This is a genomic window from Myxococcaceae bacterium JPH2, from assembly GCA_016458225.1.
Taxonomy (GTDB): Bacteria; Myxococcota; Myxococcia; order Myxococcales; family Myxococcaceae; genus Citreicoccus.
Window position 1 is genome coordinate 732,787 of sequence record JAEMGR010000005.1, and the last position, 19,807, is coordinate 752,593.

Consider the following 19,807-nt stretch of genomic DNA (forward strand, 5'->3'; position numbering starts at 1 on the left):
GGGGTGCTGGAGAATCCACCAGCCCCCGTCCGGTAGCGTCCAATGGCCGCGGGAGGCAGAGCCCTCAACCATACTCCAGTGGACGTCCCATCCGCAGGCGTGCACCCGGCTGACCAATGGTGAACGCACGCCCCCGCGGGGTCGAGGGATGCCCAGGCACCGAGCCCGGCCCCTGCAGTGCGTCTTGCTTTCGCGGTGCTAGGGTGGCTTTCCTCATGGCGGTGGATTCCGAGAGCACCTTCCGCATCCAGGCGCGCGCGGACCTGCACGCCACGGCCCGGACGCGCGGGGCGGCCCCGCCGACCCAACACGGCCCGGGAACGCTCGCGGGCGAGTACGTGCTCAAGGTGCTGCTCGCCTCGGGGGGCCATGGCAGCGTCTACGAGGCCGAGCACCGCATCCTCGGACGCCGCGCCGCGGTGAAGGTGATGCACCCGCACCTGGCCGACCAGGGCGAGATGCTCCAGCGCTTCGTGCGCGAGGCGCGGGTGGTGAACCAGATTCGCCACCCCAACATCGTGGACGTCTACGACTTCGGCCTCATGCCGGACGGCAGCCCGTACTTCGTCATGGAGCTGCTCGCCGGCCGCACGCTCAGCCAGGTGGTGCAGGAGCGCGGGCGCCTGCCGGCCTCCCGCGCGCTGGCGTACCTGGAGCCCGTGTGCGCGGCGCTGGAGGCGGCGCACCGCGCGGGCGTCGTCCACCGCGACCTGAAGGCCAGCAACATCCTCGTCGTGGAGGAGGGCGAGCGCCCGCGGGTGAAGCTGCTCGACTTCGGCATCGCCAAGCTCATCGAGCAGGAGCCCGGGCAGGAGGGCCTCACCATCGCGGGCCAACGCCTGGGCACCGCCCACGCCATGGCCCCCGAGCAGTTCCGAGGCGGCGCCATCGGTCCGCCCACGGACGTCTACGCGCTGGGCGTGCTGCTGCATCAGCTGCTCACCGGTCGCTATCCCTTCCAGTCCGAGGACCGCATGGAGCTGGAGCGGCTGCACCTGGAGGCCCCGCCGCCGCGCCCCAGCGCCAGCGCTCCCGTGTCCCCCGCCGTGGATGCCGTCGTCCTGCGCTGCCTGCACAAGGACGCGTCCCGGCGCTATCCCAGCGTGAGCGCGTTCCTCGCCGCGCTGCATGAGGCCGCGGACGAGCCAGGCCTCGCGAGCGGCCGGCCCCGCCCCGCGCTCGCCGTGCACGCCGAAGTGGTGATGCACGAGTCCGTCCAGGACGACGACGCCGTCTACGCCTCGCTCGCCATCGCCCTGGACGCGCTCGAGCAAGGGCTGCGCGCCGCGGGCTTCCTCCTCGCGCTCCAGACAGGCACCACCCTGCTCGGCGTGCGGCCGATGGAAGGCTTCACGCCTCCAGCCAACAGCCCCGCCCGGCTCCAGGAAATCCTCCGCGCCTTGCGCGCGCTCCACGCGGACGCCCAACGCCTGGCGGATGCCGCCCGCTCCCGCGTCCACCTCTGCCTGCACCTGGGCGAGGTGGAGACGCGCGGAGAGGCAGGCGAATCCGAGGTCGTCGGCGGGCCCGTCACCGACGTGGGCGCCTGGCAGACGCGCGCCCCCGGCGGATTCGCGGTCACCCGACCCGCTCAGGCCGCCCTGGACGCCCAGGCCGCCGAGTAGACAGCCCAAGACACCCAATTCACTGACAACCCCTGGGTTTTGTGGGCGTTTCACGTCCATGCCCCTACTTCCTGTCGTCCAAATAAGGACTGACAGCGCAATTTTGTCGCTGGGGTGTATTTCTTTCCTTCGGAGAATCCGTCACGATTCCCTTGCCTGACAGCTACAGCACTTTTTTACCGAATTGCTGTGCCTAAGGGGCAGTCGGTGACAGACCCACCTGTCACTACATCACGGGGGAAGACCATCATGCGCCTCACACCAGTCAAGTCGTCTGGAAGTGGATGCAGCAGCGAGGGTTTGAGCCAGGGCGTCCGCCGCCCGAACCTGGGAGCCAGCCTTGGATGGGGCTTGTTCCTGGTGGCCTGCGCGGCGGGCTGCGGGCCCGAGTTCGAGGCGGATCGCGGCTCCAATGCCCGACCCGAGGCGACGTGGGAGAGCCCGCTGGAAGGCACCAATGGCTTGTCGACCAATGGCCTCTCCACCAATGGCTTGTCGACCAACGGGCTCTCCACCAATGGCTTGTCGACCAATGGGCTCTCCACCAATGGCTTGTCGACCAATGGCTTCTCCTCGTGGTTCGACGCGAGCCCCGCGCAGCGCGACATGGTGATGCGCTACGTGGTGCGCTGCGCGGTGCCCAACGGACAGTCGCGCAGCTACACCAGCCCGACGACGGGCGTGACGTACACGTGGGATGGCAACCTGGGCCTGCTGCCTGGATGGGCCTCGGGACTGCCCGCCACGGAGACCGAGCAGCAGGTGCTGACGGCCTGCCTGGCGGCGCACGCCAACAAGTACGGCGTGCAGATTCCCATCTCCGTCCTGGGCCGCGACGCCACGGGCGCGGTCGTCTCCTACACGACCCAGGAGCTGGCCACGTACAGCGAGCACGAGGCGTGCTTCTTCGGAAACATCTTCACCGGGGACGGACTCTTCGCGGCCAATGACCGGGCCTATCTGAACTCCAGCGAGAGCACCTCGCGCGCGTGCGGCCTGTCCTCCTGGGACAACAACACGGACTGCCTCCCCGTGGTCCACGTGGGCGCATGCAGCGACTTCTGCACCAAGGGCTCGGATGGGACGCGGCCCTACTACACGCAATGCACCTACGCCGGAAAAACCTATCAACCGCTGACCACGCGCATCCGTCCGTCTGAAATCTTCCGGTGCGGCGATGGTGTCTGCCAGTTCACCGAGCACTGCGGCACGGGCGCCACCTACGACTCCTGCCGCGCCGATTGCGGCACCTGCCCTCCCTAGGCTCCGAGGCGCAGGTCCGCGAGTCGACAGCGATTGAACCCTCCCGGGCAGCCTGTCAGCACAGGCCCGCGCGGGAGGCCCGCGAGGATTCTGTCGGCATCCACAAGCGCACCTTGCCGGCCTGCTCGCGGCGGTGTTGGATGCCGGCCGGGACCGCCCCGCGAGAAAGGGCCGCGATAGCGGCGGGCGGCCCGGGCGTCGGAGCGGGCCGAGATGACGTTACGAGCGAGGGTGACGCATCTGTCAGCGGTGACGCAGCGGCGGGGCTCGCTCCGGCGGGCCTTCCAGGCGCTGTGCGAGCCGCGCCCAGGCACCCCTCCCCCCGAGGAGGAGGACCTGCACCTGAGCGAGGAGCGGGTCCGCGAGCGCACCGCCGCGCTGGAAGCCGCCAACGCCAAGCTGTCCCGCAACCTGGAGCAGCTGCACGCCACCCAGGCGCAGCTCCTCTTCGCGGATCGCCTCATTGCCCTGGGCCGCATCGCGGCGGGCGTGGGCCACGAAATCAACAACCCGCTGGCCTTCATCCTCAGCAACCTCGAGTACATCCACCAGGAGCTCCAACAGAAGGAGCGCCTGACCGAGCAGGACCGGCAGGAAATCCTGGAGGCGCTGGCGGAGACGCGCGACGGCGCCGAGCGCATCCGCCTCATCGTGAGGGACCTCCAAACGCTGTCGCGCGCCGAGGACGTGGGCAGCGGGCCAGCGGACGTGGGCGCGGTGGTGCGCACGGCCGCGAAGATGGCCATGCACGAGCTGCGGCACCGCGCTCGGCTGGTCCTCGAGTGCGACGGCATGCCGCCCGTGCAGGGCAACGGCTCGCGGCTGGGACAGGTGTTCCTCAACCTGCTGCTCAACGCGGCCCAGGCCATCCCTCCGGGGCACGCCGAGCAGAACGAGGTGCGCATCGTGGCGCGCCACGGCCTGCCCGGGCAGGTACTGGTGGAGGTCAAGGACACCGGCTGCGGCATCGCGCACGAGCACCGCGAGCGCATCTTCGACCCGTTCTTCACCACCAAGCCCCTGGGCGTGGGCACCGGCCTGGGCTTGTCGGTGTGCCATGGCATCGTCACGTCCCTGGGCGGAGCATTGACGGTGGAGAGTGAGCCGGGCCGAGGCAGCACCTTCCGGGTGATGCTGCCGGTGGCCGGCGCGTTCGCTCAGCCCGCGCGCCCGCTGGTCGACGCCGTCGCCTGAAACACCTTCCCGTGTATCGCGGTTGACGGATGCCGCCGGGACTGCGCGGACATAGGATTGTCCGGTGCGAGCACGGACATCCTGGGATGTATTCATCGTGGGGGGCGGAGCCAGCGGGACGCTGTTGGCCCTCCACCTGCTCAAGAGCGCCCGCGCGCCCCTGCGCGTGGCCCTGGTGGAGCGACGGCCTCGCCTGGGGCGGGGGCTCGCCTACGGCACGGACAATCCCCGTCACCTGCTGAACGTCCCCGCCGCGCGGATGAGCGCGCTGCCGGATGACCCCGAGCACTTCCTGCGCTGGGTGCGGCAGCAGACCCCCGCCACCGTGCCGGGCGCCTTCGTCGCGCGGCACCTCTTTGGCCAGTACCTGGAGGAGCTGCTGAACGAGACGCGCGCCCAGGCCGCGCCCGGCGTGGTGCTGGAGGTCCTGCCGGGCGAGGTCACCGACGTGACCGCCGAGCCGGACGGGCTGCGCTGGACGCTCAGGGATGGCACCGGGTGGACATCGCGCACGGGCGTGCTGGCGCCGGGCAATGCGCTGCCGGCGGACCTGCCCGTGCCTGACGGAGACCTGTACGCGAGCGAGCGCTACCACCGCTCGCCGTGGGCCGAGTCCTCGCTCCAGCGCATCGACGCGCACGCGCCAGTGCTGCTCATCGGCACGGGCCTCACCATGGTGGACGCGGTGCTGTCGCTGGGCGACCAGGGCCATCAGGGACCGCTGCACGCGCTGTCTCGCCACGGCCTGCTGCCGCACGTGCACCGCCCCGTGGGCGCCCAGGCCCCCGCCCTGCCCGAGTCCCTGCGCGTGCGCGAACTCTTGCGCGCGGTGCGCCGCGAGGTGACGCCCGACGCGAGCGCGACCGCCGAGGCTCCACCGCTGCGCGTGCGCGAGGTGCTGCGCACGGTGCGCCGCGAGGTGGAGGCGGCCGGGATGGACTGGCGCGCGGTGGTGGACTCGCTGCGGCCCGTGACGATTCCGCTGTGGCAGCGGCTGGAGGCGCCGGAGCGCCGCCGCTTCCTGCGGCACCTGCGCTCGTACTGGGAGGTGCATCGCCACCGGATGGCGCCGGACGTGGGCGCGGCCATCGATGGGCTGCGGCGCGAGGGACGGCTGACGCTGCACGCGGCGCGGGTGCGCGGCTTCCAGTGGAACGGCGACGCGGTGGACGTGCGCCTGCGACAGCGAGGCACGCGCGAGGAGTCGACGCTGCGCGTGGGGCACGTGGTGAACTGCACGGGCCCGAACTCGTCGCTGAGCGCGCGGAGCCATCCGCTGTTGCGCCACGTCGTGGACGCGGGCCTCGCGCGGGAAGACCCGCTGGGTCTGGGCCTCGTCACCGAGGCGGGCGGCGTGCTGTCCCACCCCGGGGGTGAGGACTCCGAGCGCCTCTACACCCTGGGCCCGCCGCGCCGCGGCGACCTGTGGGAGACGACGGCCATCCCGGAGATCCGCGTGCAGGCCCGTGAGCTGGCGGAGCGCCTGCTCCAGCGACTCGCGGCGGTGGAAAGCCCGGGTGAGCCTGCTCGCCCGTCGCGCTGACAGCCGCATTTTCCACGACGAGCGAAACGGGCCACCACGCCAGGTGGCCAGGACGCAAGGGAAGTCCTCGGGCGGGGAGTTTCGTGCGAACCTCGGGGCCCCCTCCCGGAGTTCCCCGCATGTCCCTGCAACACCCCCTCCGCGCCGTGACCGGAGGTGTGCTCATCATCGCCATCGCGAGCCTCGGGGCGCTCGCGTCCTGGAGGCTGCGCATCACACCGCTCGCGGAGCGGCTCGTGCGCGACACGAACGCGCTGGTGGACGCGGAGCACCCGAGGCCCTCGCACGTCACGCCCGCGCTGCCCGGGAGCTTCGCCGCGGCCGTGGCCCCGCTCCTGCCCGAGCTGGCCCGTGTCTATGAGAAGGCGAAGTCGCTCAACGAGGAGCAGCGCTCGCGGTGCGAGGCCGTGGCGGATGGAACGGCATCGCTCGCCGCGTTGCCCGCCGAGTGCCGTGAAGCCCTGGAGCGACACCGGCCGCTGATGCAGCGCGTGCTGGAGGCCACGCACGCCGACCAGGGCGGACTGCCCGAGGAACTCTGGCTTCAGCCCGTGCAGAACGACCGGCTCCCGGACCAGGAGCCCGTCATCCTGTTCCAGATGGTGCGGCACGCGGCGCTGGAGGCGCGGTTCCAGCTCGCTGACGGCCATGTCGAGGCGGCCGTGGACACGTGCCTGGACGCGCTCGCGCTCAGCCGGGAGCTCGCCCTGGGCGGACTCATTGGACAGATGATCTCCGTGAACGGCTACCGCGTGGCGTATCGCGCGTGCGCGGACGCGATTGATGCGGCCCCCGCGCGGCGCAAGCGACAGGCCGCCGCGCAGCTCGTGCGGCTGGGCGAGGGCTTCCCGCCGCTGTCCCTCACGCTCCGGCAGGAGTCGGTCATCCTCCAGTTCTCCGAGTTCCGAGGGCTGATGCCCGACGAGCTGGTGGAGACGATGGAGCCCTCGGCGCGAGACCTGCTCAACCCGGCGAAGCCCCTGGCGGAGGATGAGCGGAGCGCGGGCTGGCAGTGGCCGCTGCGGCGGCAAGTGGCCTGGCACCACGAGGTGGAAGGCTTCGGGAAGCTGGAGGCCATCGCGGACCTCCCGCCGACAGCGCGACGCAAGGCCTTCGCCATCCTGGAGACGCGAGAGAACGCCGCGTGGCTTCAGGTGGGGCGCCCCTCGGTGGGTCAGTATGGCCAGTACGCGGACAGGCTGGACCTGCGTCGGCTCCGCAATGATGCGCTCATCGCGCTGGCCGAAGTGGACGCGACGCGCGCCGAGACGGGCCAGTGGCCCCGCGAGCTGCCCAACGGCGTGTCCTCGCTCATCATGGAGCCCGTGGGTCCCAACGAGCTGGTGCTCAAGCCGTGCGGCACCAGCCTGGCCGAGTACGCGCTGCACGCCACGGCGGACACGCAGCCCTGACGTGACGGGGCTACTCCGTCGCGGACACTTCCACGTCGCCGAGTCCGTCCACGGTGAGGCGCACGTGGTCTCCGGGCTTGAGCATGTGGGCCACGGTGGCGGCGCCGGACAGCACGATGCTTCCCGCGGGCAGTCCCTCGCCGCGCTCCGCGAGCAGCGCGCACAACTGCACCACGGACAGCACCGGGTCTCCCGAGATGGCGTCCGAGCGGGCCGACTGCACCACCTGCCCGTTGACGGCCATGCGCATGTCCAACCGCGCCACGTCCAGCTCGCGAGGCGGACGCTCCAGCGTGCCGAGCACGAACAGCGACGACGATGAGTTGTCCGCCACCACGTCCGGAAGGCTGAAGTACTTGAAGTCGATGTAGCGCGAGTCGAGCACCTCCATCGCCGCGAACACCGAGCCGCACGCGTCCAGCGCCTCCTCGCGCGTGATGGTTCCGCGCAGTGGGCGCGCGATGCGGAAGGCGATCTCCGGCTCAATCTTCGGGTGGATGCCCGCGCCCACGCGGATGACGCCGCCCGCGGGAATCTGCATCACATCCGTGAGCACGCCGTAGACAGGCGACTCCAGGTTCATCTGCTTGCGCTTGGCCTCGGAGGTGAGGCCCATCTTGAGGCCCACCACGCGCTCGCCGCGCGACAGCCGCATCCGGATGCCCTCGGCCTGCACCGAGTACGCGAGCGGCAGGGCCAGCTCCGGGAGCAGCGAGCGGGTCAGCGGTGGAATCTCGCGCCGCTCCAGTCGCGCCGCATCCAGAACCTTCGCCATCGCCACCGCGTCCACGCTCATGTGCATCGCCTGCCCTTCCTCGTCGGAATCCATCGCGCCGTCCAAGCCTCCCGGACAGCGGGGCGCGAGCTTCTGGCAGCCTCCACCCTCGCGCAAGCACACCGTGCGCGCGACGTTCGCGGGTGGTGCCTTGGATTCAGGTGAGAACCCAGCACGGAATGTCTCATCCACCCTACCTCACATGTCGGATCCCCATGCTATCGCCCACAGTATGGATATGATGATGGGCGTCGAGGGGAATGGGAGTCACATGGAACGCAAGCCCGCCACCTACGCGGACCTGGAAGCACTTCCAGACCACGTGGTCGGTGAGTTGATCGACGGAACGCTGTACGCGAGCCCGAGGCCCGCGTCGCCGCATTCGTTCGCGACCTCTCATCTCTGCGTGTCCCTCGGCAGCCCGTTCGATCAGGGGCGCGGCGGCCCTGGTGGCTGGCACATCTTGTTCGAGCCCGAGCTTCACCTGGACGACGATGTGCTCGTGCCGGACCTCGCGGGATGGCGGCGTGAGCGCATGCCTCGCGTGCCCCGCGTCGCCGCGTTCCAACTCGCCCCGGACTGGGTCTGTGAGGTGCGCTCTCCCTCCACGGCCGTGCTGGACCGTCACGTCAAGCTGCCCATCTACGCGCGTGCGGGCGTCACGCATGTGTGGCTCGTCGATCCCGATGCGCGACTGCTGGAGGTCTTTCGCCTCGACGCGGGGCACTACGTCCTGGTGAGCACCCACGCGGGCTCCGACGCCGTGCGCGCGGAGCCTTTCGATGCGGTGGCGCTGGAGCTTTCGTTCCTCTGGAGCGCGGAGTAGCGGGCAGGCGACAGCGCATACCGGAAGCTCCTCGGCGGACCGTCGTATCGCTGGTGACAGATGAGTGAGCGGCGTACATTGCGCCGCGCTTCGCACAGCTGGCTGCGAGCCTCGCCCCGGACACTTCGGGGAAGCGGGCCCGCGTCATCGCATCGCGCGGCGCGTCACGACGGAGGGCTCGGCCTTGGAGAAGGTGCTCAACTACATCGGTGGGGAGCTGGTGCCCGCCACGGGCGGCGGCTGGCTGGAGAAGCCCGAGCCCGCCACCGCGCGGACCTACGCACTCGTGCCGGACTCGGATGAGGCGGACGTGCACCACGCGGTGGAGGCAGCCGCTCGGGCCTTCCCCTCCTGGTCCGCCCTCTCCGCCGCCGAGCGCTCGCGGCACCTGCGCCGACTCGCGGACACGATTCGCTCTCGCCTGGACGTGTTCTCCCGCGCGGAGTCCATCGACACCGGCAAGCCGCTGTCCGTCGCGTCCACGGTGGACATCCCGCGCAGCATCCTCAACTTCGAGTTCTTCGCGGACGCGGCCACCCAGTTCGCCAGCGAGTCGCACGCCATGGACGGCGTGGCGCTCAACTACACGCTGCGCTCGCCGCTCGGCGTGGTGGGCTGCATCTCGCCGTGGAACCTGCCGCTGTACCTGCTCACGTGGAAGATTGCCCCCGCGCTCGCGGCGGGAAACTGCGTGGTGGCCAAGCCGTCCGAAGTCACGCCCATGACGGCGTTCCTCCTCGCCCAGGCGTGCCGTGACGCGGGCCTGCCGCCCGGCGTGCTCAACCTCGTGCACGGCCTCGGTCCCAAGGTCGGCGCGGCCATGAGCGTCCATCCGGACATCCGCGCCATCTCGTTCACCGGCAGCACGCGCACCGGCGCGGAGATTGCGCGCGTGGCCGCGCCCGCCTTCAAGAAGCTGTCGCTGGAGATGGGCGGGAAGAACCCCAACGTCCTCTTCGCGGACTGCGACTTCGACGAGGCGCTGGCCACCACTGTGCGCTCGTCCTTCGCCAACCAGGGACAGATTTGCCTCTGCGGTCCGCGCATCTTCGTGGAGCGCCCGTTGTACGCGCGCTTCCGGGACGCGCTCGTGGAGCGCACGCGCTCGCTGCGCGTCGGTGACCCGCTAGAGTCCACCACCGACCAGGGCGCGCTGGTGTCGCAGCAGCACTTCGACAAGGTGCTCGGCTACGTGGCGCTCGCGAAGCAGGAGGGCGGCCGCATCCTCACGGGCGGTCAGCGCGCGAAGGTGGAGGGCCGCTGCCACGACGGCTGGTTCGTGGAGCCCACGCTGGTGGAAGGCCTGGACGCCGCGTGCCGCACCAACCAGGAAGAGATTTTCGGGCCGGTGGCCACCCTCATGCCCTTCGACTCGGAGGAGGAGGTGCTCGCGTGGGCCAACTCCACCCGCTATGGCCTCGCTGGCAGCGTGTGGACGAAGGACCTGTCACGCGCGCACCGCTTCGCCGCGGGCCTGCACAGCGGCATCGTCTGGGTGAACACCTGGATGCTGCGCGACCTGCGCACGCCGTTCGGTGGCGTGAAGGAGTCGGGCGTGGGCCGCGAGGGTGGCTGGGACGCGCTGCGCTTCTTCACCGAGCCCAAGAACGTCTGCATCAAGCTGTGAGTTCGTTCCCCTGGAGACATGCGTGAGCACCCGCGAGCGAGTCGACTCGTCCAAGGCCCCGGAACCGGTGGGCCTCTATCCCCATGCGCGGCGCGTGGGCAACCTGCTGTTCCTCTCCGGCGTCGGCCCGCGCGAGCGCGGCAGCAAGAAGATCCCCGGCGTGGAGCTGGATGCAGAGGGCAACATCACCTCGTATGACATCGAGACGCAGTGCCACTCGGTGTTCCGCAACGTGCGCTACATCCTGGAGGACGCGGGCTCGTCGTGGGACCGGCTGGTGGACGTGACGGTGTACCTCACCGACATGAAGAAGGACTTCCCCACCTACAACCGCCTGTGGGCCGAGTACTTCAAGGACGCGCAGCCCTGCCGCACCACGCTCGAGATCAATCGGCTGCCCACGCCCATCGCCATCGAGCTCAAGTGCATCGCCACCCTCGGAGATGAATGACATGGGACGCCTGACGCCCATCAACTTCAAGAAGTGGATCGACGAGCACCGCCACCTGCTCAAGCCCCCCGTGGGCAATCAGCAGGTGTGGGCGGACCGCGAGTTCATGGTCACCGTGGTGGGCGGCCCCAACGCGCGCACGGACTTCCACATCAACGAGGGCGAGGAGTTCTTCTACCAACTGGAGGGAGACATCACCCTGCGCGTCATCGACGAGGGCGAGGTCCGCGACATCCCCATCCAGGAGGGCGACATCTTCCTGTTGCCGCCCAAGGTGCCGCACTCGCCGCAGCGTCCGCCGGGCACGGTGGGGCTGGTGCTGGAGCGGCGCCGGCAACCGCAGGAGCTGGATGGCTTCCTGTGGCGCTGCCCCCAGTGCGGCACCACGCTCTATGAAGAGTACCTCCACGTCACCAACCTGGTGACGCAGCTGCCGCCCATCTTCCAGCGCTTCTACGGCAACCCCGAGCACTGCACCTGCAAGCAGTGCGGGACGCGCGTCACCCAGGCGAACAAGCCGGCGAAATGAAGATCGACATCCACACGCACATCCTCCCGGCGGAGCTGCCGCGCTTCGCCGAGCGCTACGGCTATGGCGGCTTCATCACCCTGGACCACCACCAGCCGTGCCGCGCGCGGATGCTGCGCGACGACGGGAAGTTCTTCCGCGAAATCGAGAGCAACTGCTGGGACCCGGTGAAGCGCATCGAGGAGTGCGACGCCATCGGCGTGCACGTGCAGGCGCTCTCCACCATCCCGGTGATGTTCAGCTACTGGACCAAGCCCGAGCACGGCGAGGACCTGGCGCGCTTCCTCAATGACCACCTGGCCTCGGTGGTGCGCGCGCACCCCAAGCGCTTCGTGGGACTGGGCACCGTGCCGCTCCAGTCACCCGAGCGCGCGGTGCGCGAGCTGGAGCGCTGCGTGCGCGAGCTGGGCTTCGTGGGCGTGCAGATTGGCAGCCACGTCAACGACATGAACCTGAGCGACCCGGCCCTCTTCCCGTTCTTCCAAGCGGCGAGCGAGCTGGGCGCGTCCATCTTCGTGCACCCCTGGGACATGATGGGCGAGGCGAAGATGCAGAAGTACTGGCTGCCCTGGCTGGTGGGCATGCCCGCCGAGGTGTCGCTGGCCATCTGCTCGCTCATCTTCGGCGGCGTCATGGAGCGACTGCCCAAGCTGCGGCTCGCGTTCGCGCACGGCGGCGGCTCGTTCCCCGGGACGCTGGGCCGCATCCAGCACGGCTTCGAGGCGCGGCCGGACCTCGTGGCCGTGGACAACCCGGTGCCGCCGCGCGAGTACCTGGGCCGCTTCTGGGTGGACTCGCTGGTGCATGACGCGGACACGCTGCGCGGCATCGTGAAGCTGTTCGGCCCCGACAAGGTGGCGCTGGGCAGCGACTATCCCTTCCCCCTGGGCGAGGAGCGGCCTGGGACCCTGATTGAATCGCTGACCGAGCTGTCGCCCGCCGCGCGCGAGGGCCTGCTCTGGAAGAACGCCCTGGCGTGGCTGGGACGCTCGCGCGAGGACTTCGCACCATGACTTCGCATCGCTACGAGAACACCGAGGCCTTCGCCCGGCGCATGGACGCCGAGGACGCGCTGGCCTCCTTCCGCGACGAGTTCCTCTTCCCGCCCAGCCCCTCGGGCGAGCCGTCCATCTATCTGGCGGGCAACTCGCTCGGGCTGCAGCCGAAGCGCGCGCGCCAGTACATCCAGGAGGAGCTGGAGGACTGGGCGCGGCTGGGCGTGGAGGGCCACGTGCACGGGCGCCACCCGTGGCTGCCCTACCATGAGCTACTCACCGAGCAGGTCGCCCGCATCGTGGGCGCGCAGCCGCAAGAAGTCGTGGTGATGAACACCTTGTCGGTGAACCTGCACCTGATGATGGTGTCGTTCTACCGACCCACGCGCGAGCGCTACAAGATTCTCATCGAGGCGGGCGCGTTCCCGTCGGACCAGTACGCGGTCGCGTCCCAGGCGCGCTTCCACGGCATGGATCCAACGCAGGCCGTGATGCTCCTCCAGCCGCGCGACGGCGAGGCCACGCTGCGCACCGAGGACGTCCTGGAGACGCTGGCGCGACACGGGAAGGAGATCGCGCTGGTGATGCTGGGCAGCGTGAACTACCTCACCGGACAGTCCTTCGACCTCGCGGCCATCACCCGCGCGGCCCACGCGCAGGGCTGTCAGGTGGGCTTCGACCTGGCGCACGGCGCGGGCAACCTGAAGCTCGCGCTGCATGACACCGGGCCGGACTTCGCGGTGTGGTGTTCCTACAAGTACCTCAACGGCGGCCCCGGCAGCCTGGGCGGCGTGTTCGTCCATGAGCGCCACGCGCGCTCGCCCCAGCTCCCGCGCTTCGAGGGCTGGTGGGGCCACAACAAGGCCACGCGCTTCCAGATGGGCCCCACGTTCGACCCGCTCCCCGGCGCGGAGGGATGGCAGCTCTCCAACCCGCCCATCTTCCAGCTCGCCGCGCTGCGCGCCTCGGTGGAGTTGTTCGACCGCGCCACCCTGCCCGCGCTGCACGCCCGGAGCCAGAAGCTCACGGGCTACCTGGAGTTCCTCCTCGACCAACTGCCGGAGGGCTTCGTGCGCATCACCACGCCGAGAGACCCCGCGCAGCGCGGCGCCCAGCTCTCGCTGCGCTTCCGCGGCGAGCCCAAGCAACTGCTCACGCGGCTGGGCGAGGCGGGCGTCATCTGCGACTTCCGCGAGCCGGACATCATCCGCGCCGCGCCCACCGCGCTCTACAACTCGTTCCTGGACGTCTATCGCTTCGTGAAGACGCTGGAGGGCCACGCCCGTGGCTGAGCCCAAGGAAGCGGTCACCATCGCGGGCGCGGGGCTGGTGGGCTCGCTGCTCGCCATCAACCTGGCTCGACGCGGCCACCCCGTGGAGGTGCTGGAGCGCCGCGCGGACATGCGCCGCGAGACGGTGGAGGCGGGCCGCTCCATCAACCTCGCCATCTCCACGCGCGGCCTGTACGCGCTCCGGCAGCTGGGCCTGGAGGACGAGGCGCTGCGCCACGCCATCCCCATGCGCGGGCGGATGATCCACTCGCCTCGGGGCGAGCTGACCTTCCAGCCCTACGGCAAGGATGACTCGCAGCACATCAACTCGCTGTCACGAGGCTGGCTCAACCAGTTCCTCATGACGCGCGCGGAGGAGACGGGCCGGGTGAACATCCGCTTCCGCCAGCGCGTGAGCGGCGTGAACCTGAAGGCGGGCGAGATCCGCGTGGTCGACGAGGCCACCGGCGCGTCTCGCGACGTGCGCCCGGGCGTCCTCTTCGGGACGGACGGCTCGGGCTCGGTGCTGCGCCACACCCTGGCGGCGTGGAGCGATGCGCAGGTGACGCAGGAGCAGCTCGGCCACGGCTACAAGGAGCTGACCATTCCCCCCGGCGCGGGCGGGCGCTTCCAGATGGAGAAGCACGCGCTGCACATCTGGCCGCGGGGCACGTACATGCTCATCGCGCTGCCCAACGAGGATGGCAGCTTCACCTGCACGCTGTTCCTCCCGTGGCAGGGCCCGGTGAGCTTCGCCTCGCTGGATACGCCCGCGCGGCTGGAGGCGTTCTTCCAGGAGCAGTTCGCGGACGCGCGCGCGCTCATCCCCGACCTGGTGCAGGCGTTCTTCGCCCGGCCCACCGGGCACATGGTGACGGTGAAGTCCCCGCGGTGGCGCCTGGGCGGCGGCACGCTCCTGTTGGGCGACGCGGCCCACGCCATCGTCCCCTTCTACGGCCAGGGGATGAACTGCGGCTTCGAGGACTGCACCGTGCTGGAGGCGTGTCTGGACCGGCACGCCACGTGGGAAGGCGCCTTCGCGGAGTTCGAGCGGCTGCGCAAGACGAACGCGGACGCCATCGCGGACATGGCGGTGGAGAACTTCATCGAGATGCGCGACAGCACGGCCGACCCGCGCTTCCTCCTGGAGAAGGGCGTGGAGAAGGTGCTGCTCAACGCCTTCCCGGGAGAGTTCGTCAGCCGCTACTCGCTCGTGAGCTTCAGCCGCGTCCCGTACCGGCTGGCCTACGAGCTGGGCGCGCTCGCCAGCGGCATCGTGTCCGAGCTGGCGCGGGAGCTGACGCGCCCGGAGGACGTGGACCTCACGCGCGCCGGCCAGCTCATCCGAGCCCGGATGGTGCCCTTCATGAAGGAGAACGCGGATGGATTTCGGACTGAAGGGTAGACGGGCGCTGGTGATGGGCGCCTCGGCCGGCCTGGGGCGCGCGTGCGCCACCGCGCTGGTGAAGGAGGGCGCCACCGTGGCCCTCTGCGCGCGCGGCGGAGACCGCCTCAACGCCACGGCCCAGGCGATGGGCGCCGCGCTCGCCGTCCCGTGCGACCTGTCTCAGCCCGGCGCTGCCCGCGCGCTGGTGCGCGAGGTGGTGGCGAAGCTGGGCGGCGTGGACATCCTCGTCATCAACTCGGGCGGCCCGCCGCCCGGCGGCATCGAGTCCATCAGCGACACCCAATGGCAGGCGGGCTTCCAGAGCCTGTGGATGACGGCGGTGGACAGCATCCAGGAGGCCCTGCCCGGCATGAAGGCCCAGGGCTGGGGACGCATCGTGCTCGTCACCTCCACCGCCGCACGCGAGGCGCTGCCCAACCTCACCATCTCCAACGGCCTGCGCGCCGGGCTCCTCGGATTGGTGAAGACCGTCAGCAACGAGGTGGGCCCGCACGGCATCACCGTCAACGCGGCGCTGCCCGGCTACCATGCCACGGACCGCATGAAGGACCTGGGCCTCACCGACGAGAAGGTCGCCCCCCAGATTCCCGCGCGCCGCCTGGGTCGCCCCGAGGAGTTCGGCGCCCTCGTCGCCTTCCTCGCCTCCGAGCCCGCCGCGTACATCAACGGCCAGTCCATCGCCTGCGACGGAGGCGCCCTCCGCGGCTTCTGAGCCCTCCGCGGAGAAATCTCGCTGATTACCTCTTTTCGACTTTTCACGTCTTGAGACAGAGTTGACCCCGCTGGTTCGAGGGAGGTTGGCTTTGTCCAAACGTGCAGGTCTCGCCCGCGGGCTGTGTCTCGCGGTGTTGCTATGGGGTGTCGGGGCGTTGGCCCAGGGCACCTCGGTCATCATCGGAACCGTGGTCAGCGCGGACGGTGGCCACGCGCCCCTGGCGGACGCGGTGGTGACGGTGACGTCGCCCCACCTCCAGGGGGCGCGGGATGTCGTCACGGATGCGAGCGGCCTGTATCGCGTGCCGCAGCTTCCGCCCGGCACGTACACCGTGCGCGTGGAGCGAGACGGCTTCCAGCCCTACGCCCGCGAGGGGCTGGTGCTGCGATTGGACCGCACCATCCGCTTCAACGTGGAGCTGCTCCCCTCGACCATCACCGAGGAGCGCACGGTGGTGGGCGCGCCGCCCACGGTGGACGTGGGCTCCAGCAGCTCCGGGGTGAGCGTGGACCAGGAGTTCCTGCGCAACGTGGCCATCATCCGGCCCGGCACCAAGGGCGCGGCCTCGCGCTCGTTCGAGTCGCTGGCGGAGCTGGCCCCGGGCGCGCAGTCGGACCGCTACGGCGTCAGCGTCAGCGGCAGCACGTCCCCCGAGAGCCAGTACGTGGTGGATGGCTTGTCGGTGAACAACCCGGGCGTGGGCACGCTGGGCACGCCGCTGTCCGTGGACTTCGTGCAAGAGGTCAACGTCATCACCGGCGGCTACCTGCCGGAGTACGGGCGCTCCACGGGCGGCGTGCTCAACGTCGTCACGAAGTCCGGCTCCAACGAGTTCCACGGCTCCGTCTTCACCTACTTCGCCCCGGGCGCGCTCCAGGCCTCCACGGCGGAAATCCGCCAGGAGGGCAGCGTCATCTCCGCGCAGGGCACGCCCGTCAATCTGGGCAGCTTCGGCTTCGACCTGGGCGGCCCCATCATCAAGGACCGGCTCTGGTTCTACGTGGGTGCCGCGCCGTCCTTCAATCGCATCCGCGTGGACCGTCAGCTCAACGCGTATGACATCTGTGAGGGGCCGGATGACCAGGGCTGCGCGAAGAAGGACGCCAAGCGCAAGGACCTGGAGACGGGCTACTCGCTGGCCACGCCCATCGAGGGCACCAAGACGTCGCGCTTCGCGGATGAGCGCAGCCTCCAGTACGTGGCCAAGCTGACGTACCTCTTCAATCCCAACCACAACGTGTCGCTCTCCGTGTTCGGCGCGCCGCGCTCCTCCGGTGGGCAGGGCAAGTACTCCTTCAGCGCGGACGGCGCGCCCGAGGTCTGCCTGGGACTGGCCTGCACCGCGTACGTGCAGGGCGCGTATGGCTCCATCGCCACGCAGCGCAACAACGGCGCGCTGGACCTGGTGGCCAAGGACTCCTCGTCGTTCTTCGACAAGAAGCTGCTGGTGGACGCGACGTTCGGCTGGCACCACCAGAACGACTCCATTCTCCCGTCGGATGGCTCGGGCCTCTCCAGCGGCGAGGGCCTGTCCGCCACGCCCAACATCTCCTGGCGGCGCACGAAGAACCCCGGCTACCACACCATCGACGAGTTCGAGGAGCTGCCCGACGCGGACGCCTGCGGCACCACGCCCGCGGAGCGCCGGCTGCGCTGCCCCGTCACCAGCTACACGACGGGCGGCCCTGGCACCATCAGCACCCAGCGGTTGGACCGCGTGCAGGGCAAGGTGCTGGCCACCGGACTCCTCGAGGGCCTGGGCCACCACGTCATCAAGGCCGGCTTCGACATGGAGCGGCTGAGCTTCTACAACAAGCGCGCGCGCACCGGCCTCACGCCCTGGCAGGAGTGCACGGATGGCTCGTGCTTCTTCAGCCTCAACCAGTACGGCTATCTGGAGGGGCCGGACCAGCCGGTGTTCCTCGCGGAGAAGGAGGGCACGTCCACGTCCGTGACGGTGGGCGGCTTCGTGCAGGACAGCTGGTCCGTGCTCGACAAGGTCACCGTCAACGCGGGCGTGCGCTACGACGCGCAGACCATCTGGGGCCTGGATGACAAGGTGGGGCTGTACCTGCCCAACCAGTGGTCGCCGCGCGTGGGCCTCATCTACGACTTCACCCAGCAGGGGCGCAGCAAGGTCTTCGTCAACTACGCGCGCTTCTACGAGAACGTCCCGCTGGACATGGCGGACCTGTCCTTCCCGCAGCAGCAGCTCCTGTCCGCCACCTACGACGCGCCGCCGTGCAACCCGAGCGACGCCACGGGCCGGCTGACCACCTGCGTGCCCACTCGCAGCGGCCAGCCGCTGGGCAACCGCGAGAGCCCCAACCAGTACTGGGACGCGCAGGGCGGAGACCGCGTGCCGGTGGATCCGAACATCAAGCCGCAGTCGGTGGACGAGTTCGTCATCGGCGCGGAGTACGAGGTGCTGCTCGGCCGCGTGGGCCTGTCCTATACGCGCCGCGCGCTCAACAACGTCATCGAGGACATGAGCCGCGACGACGGCAACACGTTCTTCATCGGCAACCCGGGCAAGGGCTTCTCGTCGGACTTCCCGGTGGCGCGCCGCGACTACGACGCGGTGAGCCTCTATTACAACAAGGCCTTCACCGGCGGCTGGCTGGCCCAGGCCAGCTACACGTGGTCCACGCTGCGCGGGAACTACTCGGGCCTGTTCCGCGCGGACACAGGCCAGCTGTCGCCCAACCTGACGCGCGACTTCGACCTCTTGTCCCTCACCTACAACCGCGAGGGGCCGCTGCCTGGAGACCGCACGCACTCCATCAAGGTCATGGCGGGCCGCGATTTCGAGTTCGACGCGAACACCCACTTCAACCTCGGCGCCTACTACCGGACGCGCTCGGGCGCGCCGCTCAACTACCTGGGCGCGCACCCGCGCCGCAGCGGCTCGGAGACGTTCATCCTCCCGCGTGGCAGCGCCGGCCGGCTGCCCTGGGTGCATGACATCGACGCGGTGGTGGGCGTGGCCCGGCGCCTGTCCGGCCCCTACGTGCTGTCCGCCTCGCTGGAGGTCTTCAACCTCTTCAACTTCCAGCAGTACACCAACGTGGACCAGACCTTCACGTTCACGCGCGTGTATGCCATTGAGCAGGGCGGCAAGCCCGAGGACCTCACGGCCTGCGCCCACGATGAGACGAAGGCCGCGTGCAAGGTCATCTCCACGTCCACCAACACGCCCATCGGCACCGCGGACATCAACCCCAACTTCAAGCGCCCCACCGAATATCAGGCGCCGCGCGTCATCCGGCTGAGCGCGAAGTTGAGCTTCTAGCCTCGGCTCCCGCAAGGACACGACTCCACATGAAACTTCGATTGTTGGGACTGAGCGCGGGCGTCGCGGCGGCGGCCATCGCGGCGGCGGCTTGCAACACGGACGCTCCCGAGCCGCAGTGCGTGGTGGCCCGCGCCGTCATCGACGGCTCCACCGGCTCGTTCACCACCTCGTACACCCTCAAGCCCGGGCAGAACCCGGACCTCGCCTGCGCGCGGCTCAAGCCGGAGCCGGTGGGCATGCAGAAGTTCTTCAGCCAGGACCCGAGCGCCCCCGACTCCGTGGGCGTGCGCAGCGCGCGCATGGGCAAGCTCTCCGAGGACTACGCCTCACGGCCGGATCCGGATGCGGCGCACACGCTCTACTCGGTGGGCCCGCTGAGCACCGCGGTGCCAGGTGAAGACCACTTCTGTGAGGTGCCCACGCTGAACGCGGCCCGGCTCCAGGTGCCCTCCTCGCCCCCAGGCCTGGCGGACGGTGGCACGCTTCCGGACGGCGGTCCTCCCGCGATGCCCGCGCAGAGCTTCGAGTACGCGTGGTCCAACCTGCGCATCTACAACACGCCAGAGATTCCCGGCACGCAGTTCACCGCGGACCTGCGCTACACGGAGAACGGCTGCACGGCGGAGTACAGCGCCAAGGGCATCTGGCCCGTGGTGTCGTGCCGCAACAGCAAGACGGGGAAGGCGGATGACGCGCTCTGCGACCCGTACGCGGACTTCAACGCGGGGCGCCTGCGGGGCTCGGGCATCAACCCGCTGTTCCCCGTGAAGTGCGACCCGGACGTGCTGCTCTGCGTGCTCACGGGCGAGGTGCCTTCCGCGCCGTAGTCACGCAAACGCCGGCCGCGAGGTGAATCGCGCGGCCGGCGTAAAGGACGT

15 protein-coding genes and 1 pseudogene are annotated in these 19,807 nt (G+C 69.9%); 15 read left to right on the forward strand and 1 reads right to left on the reverse strand.

Going from position 1 to position 19,807, the window contains the following annotated elements:
• The first annotated feature begins 215 nt into the window (after positions 1 to 215).
• From JGU66_11825 to JGU66_11845, 5 genes and pseudogenes are all read left to right on the forward strand, one after another.
• A complete protein-coding gene (locus JGU66_11825; GenBank protein MBJ6761456.1) occupies positions 216 to 1,625 on the forward strand; it encodes a serine/threonine protein kinase in 1,410 nt (469 codons plus the stop codon).
• A 249-nt stretch (positions 1,626 to 1,874) separates the two neighbouring features.
• Positions 1,875 to 2,888, forward strand: coding sequence for a hypothetical protein (locus JGU66_11830; GenBank protein ID MBJ6761457.1), 1,014 nt, complete (start codon positions 1,875 to 1,877; stop codon positions 2,886 to 2,888).
• 213 nt (positions 2,889 to 3,101) lie between these two features.
• Entirely contained in the window at positions 3,102 to 4,082 is a 981-nt protein-coding gene (locus JGU66_11835) for a histidine kinase (GenBank protein MBJ6761458.1), read from the forward strand.
• A gap of 22 nt (positions 4,083 to 4,104) precedes the next feature.
• Positions 4,105 to 5,625 (forward strand): annotated as a pseudogene (locus tag JGU66_11840) (FAD/NAD(P)-binding protein).
• Between the two features lie 119 nt (positions 5,626 to 5,744).
• The gene (locus JGU66_11845) at positions 5,745 to 7,037 is read left to right on the forward strand and encodes a hypothetical protein (protein ID MBJ6761459.1); all 1,293 of its coding nucleotides are present in this window, start codon (positions 5,745 to 5,747) and stop codon (positions 7,035 to 7,037) included.
• 10 nt (positions 7,038 to 7,047) lie between these two features.
• Here the strand turns inward: JGU66_11845 and JGU66_11850 are convergent, their stop codons facing one another.
• Positions 7,048 to 7,839 (reverse strand): fumarylacetoacetate hydrolase family protein, encoded by a 792-nt coding sequence (locus JGU66_11850; protein ID MBJ6761460.1) that lies wholly within the window; start codon positions 7,837 to 7,839, stop codon positions 7,048 to 7,050.
• A 244-nt stretch (positions 7,840 to 8,083) separates the two neighbouring features.
• Between JGU66_11850 and JGU66_11855 the strand changes: the two genes are divergently transcribed.
• The 10 genes from JGU66_11855 (at position 8,084) to JGU66_11900 (ending at position 19,756) form a co-directional block, all read left to right on the forward strand.
• Entirely contained in the window at positions 8,084 to 8,638 is a 555-nt protein-coding gene (locus tag JGU66_11855; protein ID MBJ6761461.1) for a Uma2 family endonuclease, read from the forward strand.
• A gap of 184 nt (positions 8,639 to 8,822) precedes the next feature.
• On the forward strand, positions 8,823 to 10,265 hold the full coding sequence (locus JGU66_11860; GenBank protein MBJ6761462.1) for an aldehyde dehydrogenase: 1,443 nt from the start codon (positions 8,823 to 8,825) through the stop codon (positions 10,263 to 10,265).
• Between the two features lie 22 nt (positions 10,266 to 10,287).
• Positions 10,288 to 10,716: a RidA family protein gene (locus JGU66_11865; protein MBJ6761463.1), complete on the forward strand. Its 429-nt coding sequence runs from the start codon at positions 10,288 to 10,290 to the stop codon at positions 10,714 to 10,716.
• A gap of 1 nt (position 10,717) precedes the next feature.
• A complete protein-coding gene (gene nbaC, locus JGU66_11870) occupies positions 10,718 to 11,245 on the forward strand; it encodes a 3-hydroxyanthranilate 3,4-dioxygenase (GenBank protein ID MBJ6761464.1) in 528 nt (175 codons plus the stop codon).
• Positions 11,242 to 12,258 (forward strand): amidohydrolase, encoded by a 1,017-nt coding sequence (locus JGU66_11875; protein ID MBJ6761465.1) that lies wholly within the window; start codon positions 11,242 to 11,244, stop codon positions 12,256 to 12,258. Before nbaC ends, JGU66_11875 begins: the two co-directional genes overlap by 4 nt.
• A complete protein-coding gene (gene kynU / locus JGU66_11880; GenBank protein ID MBJ6761466.1) occupies positions 12,255 to 13,532 on the forward strand; it encodes a kynureninase in 1,278 nt (425 codons plus the stop codon). Before JGU66_11875 ends, kynU begins: the two co-directional genes overlap by 4 nt.
• Entirely contained in the window at positions 13,525 to 14,916 is a 1,392-nt protein-coding gene (locus JGU66_11885) for an FAD-dependent monooxygenase (protein ID MBJ6761467.1), read from the forward strand. The genes kynU and JGU66_11885 overlap by 8 nt, the downstream gene beginning before the upstream one ends.
• Positions 14,894 to 15,631, forward strand: coding sequence for an SDR family oxidoreductase (locus JGU66_11890; protein MBJ6761468.1), 738 nt, complete (start codon positions 14,894 to 14,896; stop codon positions 15,629 to 15,631). Before JGU66_11885 ends, JGU66_11890 begins: the two co-directional genes overlap by 23 nt.
• Positions 15,632 to 15,722: 91 nt before the next feature.
• The gene (locus JGU66_11895; GenBank protein ID MBJ6761469.1) at positions 15,723 to 18,926 is read left to right on the forward strand and encodes a TonB-dependent receptor; all 3,204 of its coding nucleotides are present in this window, start codon (positions 15,723 to 15,725) and stop codon (positions 18,924 to 18,926) included.
• A gap of 29 nt (positions 18,927 to 18,955) precedes the next feature.
• Positions 18,956 to 19,756, forward strand: coding sequence for a hypothetical protein (locus JGU66_11900; GenBank protein ID MBJ6761470.1), 801 nt, complete (start codon positions 18,956 to 18,958; stop codon positions 19,754 to 19,756).
• The last annotated feature ends 51 nt before the right edge of the window (positions 19,757 to 19,807 follow it).